Source organism: Leucobacter sp. M11, from assembly GCF_035726885.1.
Classification (GTDB): Bacteria; Actinomycetota; Actinomycetes; order Actinomycetales; family Microbacteriaceae; genus JAPFRB01.
On record NZ_JAPFRB010000002.1, the window covers coordinates 102,476 to 106,158 of the forward strand.

Annotated in this window: 5 protein-coding genes; all 5 read right to left on the reverse strand. The window is 70.2% G+C overall.

Translation table 11 applies throughout. From position 1 onward, the window contains the following. On the reverse strand, positions 1-310 hold a 310-nt coding region (locus tag OOT08_RS04595), incomplete at its 3' end, for an ATP-binding cassette domain-containing protein (protein ID WP_325091386.1). Beyond that, positions 307-1,401 carry a BMP family ABC transporter substrate-binding protein gene (locus tag OOT08_RS04600; RefSeq protein ID WP_325091387.1) on the reverse strand — a complete coding sequence of 365 codons (1,095 nt, stop codon included), beginning with the start codon at positions 1,399-1,401 and terminating at the stop codon, positions 307-309. The genes OOT08_RS04600 and OOT08_RS04595, both read right to left, overlap by 4 nt. 180 nt (positions 1,402-1,581) lie before the next feature. Next, positions 1,582-2,076: a hypothetical protein gene (locus tag OOT08_RS04605; RefSeq protein ID WP_325091388.1), complete on the reverse strand. Its 495-nt coding sequence runs from the start codon at positions 2,074-2,076 to the stop codon at positions 1,582-1,584. 14 nt (positions 2,077-2,090) lie between these two features. Next, positions 2,091-2,963 carry a M48 family metalloprotease gene (locus OOT08_RS04610; protein ID WP_325091389.1) on the reverse strand — a complete coding sequence of 291 codons (873 nt, stop codon included), beginning with the start codon at positions 2,961-2,963 and terminating at the stop codon, positions 2,091-2,093. A gap of 84 nt (positions 2,964-3,047) precedes the next feature. Then, positions 3,048-3,617, reverse strand: a complete 570-nt coding sequence (locus tag OOT08_RS04615; RefSeq protein WP_325091390.1) for a LemA family protein — start codon at positions 3,615-3,617, stop codon at positions 3,048-3,050. Positions 3,618-3,683 lie beyond the last annotated feature (66 nt).

Here is a 3,683-nt window from a genome sequence, read left to right on the forward strand (position 1 = left end):
CGTTCTCCACCGCCCCGAGCCCGGGCACGAGCGAGCTGTGCTGGTACAGCACCCCGATCCCCGCCCGGCGCGCCTCCGCCGGGGCGCGCAGCGCGAGGGGCCGAGCGCCGAGGCTGATCTGCCCGGCGTCCGGGCGCACCATCCCGGCGAGCGCACCAACCAGGGTGGATTTCCCGGCCCCGTTCTCACCGAGGAGGGCGTGCACCTCCCCCGGCCGGAGGCTGAGGTCGACCCCGTCGAGCGCGCGGACCGCGCCGTAGCGGCGGGCGAGCCCGCTCACCGCGAGTTCGGCTGGCGCAGTCGCGCTCATTTGCCGTCGATGCGCTGCTGCACCTCGTCCTTGGTCGTGGACGGGGCCACGGTGACCGTGCCGTCCGCGATCTTGGCGGAGGCGGCCTCCACGGCGGCGAGGGCCGCCGTGCTCAGCTGCGCGCTCTCCTGGAGCGAGAGCCCGCCGTTGGCCACGTTCAGCTCGTAGGTGCGCTCGCCGAAGGTTCCGGCGTTCACGTCCTCGATCGCGGCCCGGTACGCGTCGGAGAAGTCCCAGAGCACGCTCGTGAGCACGGTGTCCGGGCTCGTCACGATCTCGCTCACGTCGCCGAGCGTGGCGATGTAGCGGACCGGGTGTGCCTCGGTGCTCGTCTCGATCGCCTGCAGGTATCCGAGGGTGGCCCCGTCGCCCATGCCCATGATGACGTCGGCGCCCGCGGCGATCACCTGCGTGGCCGCGGCCTTGCCCCCGGCGGAGTCGCCGTAGGAGGCGGGGCCGATGTAGGTCATCACGATCGTGAGATCGGGGTTCACGCTGTACGCCCCCTGGGCGAAGCCGCCCGCGGTCTGGAACCAGTTCAGGCTGTCGGCGGAGGCGACGATGCCGAGCACACCGGTCTCGGTGCTCTCGGCGGCGGCGACCCCGGCGAGGTAGCCGCCCTCCTCGGCCCGGGTGATCACGGTGCCGACGGAGCCGGGCACGTTGTTCTCGTAGTCCACCACGAGCGTGGGGACCCCGGAGGATTCGCCGACGCGGACCCCCGGGGTGTTGAAGCCGGAGGCGTGCGCGATGAGGAGCTGGTTGTCGGCCTCGGCGACCTGGCCGAGGATCTTCTCGGTGTTGTCATAGCCGACGTTTTCGTACTCGTCGAGGGTGAGCCCGAGGTCGTTGGCGACCTCGCGTGCCCCGACCAGGCCGCGCTGGTTCCAGCCGTGGTCGGATTCCTTCTCCGGAGTGACGATGGCGAACTGGGTGACCTCGCCGGAATCGCCCTGGCCCGAGCCACTCGCGGCGGGGGCGTCACCGCGGGCCGCGCAGCCCGCGGTGGCGAGCAGGGCCACCCCGGCGAGCAGGGCGACCGAGGTACGGCGGAGGCGGGACGAGCGGGATCGGGAAGCGGAGGGGGCCATCGGCGGTCTTTCTGTGCGGCGAACTCGTGTGGACACACCCCACACCGACTCATCGTATCCGCGGGATTGGCCCAGACACATAGTCCACTTTCGCGAAACTCGATTGGACCATTTCCCCGTGGTTCCCCCGTGGCGGGCACTCAGGTTCCGCGCCTGTCTCCGGGCGTGACGCGCAGCGGCTCACCTCGCGGCGGGGATCGGGAGGCGAACGGCGGCCTCGTCCGGAAAGCCCGGGGCCCCCTCGTAGTAGGCCCACATGTAGCACCCCGCGACCGCCGGGGAGCGGGCCGGGTCCCCCAGGCAGATCGCGTCGCGCCAGCGGGACTCCCCCGCCTCGGCGAAACTCACCCGGCAGAGCACGCGGAAGGCCGCCTCGGCGGGGCCCGGGGCCGCAGCGTCCGCAGGCGCTTCCTGGGCCGCCTCGTCGCTGCCCAGCACGGTCGCGGCGGGGTCGACGGGGTGCGCGCTCGGCAGCCAGCAGTCAACGGCGTCGGGGTCGCGCACGCCGACCGCCTCGGCGGCCCGGTCGGGCACCCCGGCGAGGGCGGCCCGGTCCGCCGTGTCGAGCCCCGCCGCGGGGGCGGGGTCCCAGGACGGCACGGGCGCGGCGCACCCCGTCAGCGCGAACGCCAGCAGCAGGGCGACCGCCGCGAGCGCCGGCGGGCGGGGACGCACGGGGCGACCGCCGGTTAGAACTTCTCGCCCATCGCCAGGAGGCGCTTGATGCGCTCCGGCAGGGGCGGGTGGGTCGCAAACAGCGATTTCATGAGGCCGGGCTTGAGCGGGTCGGCAATCCAGAGGTGCGCCATGCTCGAGTCCTGGCGCTGGAGCGGGCGGCCGTACTCGGAGAGCTTGTGCAGCGCGCTCGCGAGCGCCTCCGGGTGCCGGGTCGTGAGCGCGCCGGTCGCGTCGGCGAGGTACTCGCGCTGCCGGGACACGGCCAGCTGCACGATCGTGCCGATGATCGGCGCGACGAGCATGCCGACGAGGCCAAAGACCAGCATGAGCGGGTTCTGGTTCTGGTTGTTGCGACCGAAGAACGCCATCCGCATCATCATGTCGGCCAGCATGCCAATGGCGACCACGAGGCCGTAGACGATCATCGAGACGCGGATGTCGTAGTTGCGGACGTGCCCCATCTCGTGCGCCATGACGCCCTCAAGCTCGGCGTCGGTCATGATGTCGAGCAGGCCGGTGGTCGCGGCGACGATCGCGTGCTCGGGATCGCGCCCGGTCGCGAACGCGTTCGGGGCGGGGTCATTAATGATGTAGACCTCGGGCATCGGGGTCCCCGTCGTGATGCAGAGGTTTTCGACGATCCGGTAGAGGCGCGGGTTATCGGCCAGCTCGATGCGCTGGCCCCCGCTCATCGCGGTCATCTGCTTGCCCGCCATGAAGTACTGGAAAACGGCGAACAGCGTGGCGAACACGAGCGTCATAATGACGATGCTCGGGCTGTCGTAGATCCAGGCGGCGAGCCAGCCCAGGCCCCCGATGATGGCGACGAAGAACAGCACGATCAGGACCGTGTTGATCTTGTTCTTCCGCGCTGCGCTGTACATGTCGAACCTTCGGACGGGACCCGCCCTGCGGCGGGGTCAAACGGTGCTGGGGGGTCCGGGCCGGGGCCCGGTGGACCGGGGTCCTTAGAACTGGATGCGGGGCGGCTCGGAGATCGCCGCCACGTTCTCGACCTCGAAGAACTCCTTCTCGGCGAATCCCATGGGGCGCGCGAGCAGGTTGTTCGGGAACATCTTGATCTTGGTGTTGAGCTCGCGCACGCCGCCGTTGAAGAAGCGGCGCGAGGCCTGCACCTTGTTCTCGGTGTCCACGAGCTCGGACTGTAGCTGGAGGAAGTTCTGGCTGGCCTGCAGCTGGGGGTAGGCTTCCGCGACCGCAAAGATGCTCTTCAGCGCCGACTGCATGTGGCCCTCGGCGACGGAGGCCTCGGCCGGGCCGTCCGCGGACAGCGTTTCGGCGCGGGCCTTCGTGACCTCGGCGAACACGGATTGCTCGTGCGCCGCGTAACCCTTGACCGTCTCGATCAGGTTCGGGAGCAGATCGGCGCGGCGCTTGAGCTGCACCGTGATGTCACTCCAGGCCTCGTCCACGCGCACGGCGAGCTTGACGAAGGAGTTGTAGGTGACCCAGACGTACACGCCGATGATCGCGAGCAGTCCGAGAACGATGAGGAGTGGGATCCAGAAGCCTTCCATACGCTCAGTGTATCCGCCCGGGACTGTGCCGCGACTGTCAAGCTGTCGTGAAAGCGCTGTGTCTCC

What these genes read in the sequence shown, in the direction of transcription:
- OOT08_RS04600 (WP_325091387.1), bottom strand. Translation starts at nt 1,401, where the DNA reads ATGGCCCCCTCCGCTTCCCGATCCCGCTCGTCCCGCCTCCGCCGTACC.
- OOT08_RS04610 (WP_325091389.1), bottom strand. Translation starts at nt 2,963, where the DNA reads ATGTACAGCGCAGCGCGGAAGAACAAGATCAACACGGTCCTGATCGTG.
- OOT08_RS04615 (WP_325091390.1), bottom strand. Translation starts at nt 3,617, where the DNA reads ATGGAAGGCTTCTGGATCCCACTCCTCATCGTTCTCGGACTGCTCGCG.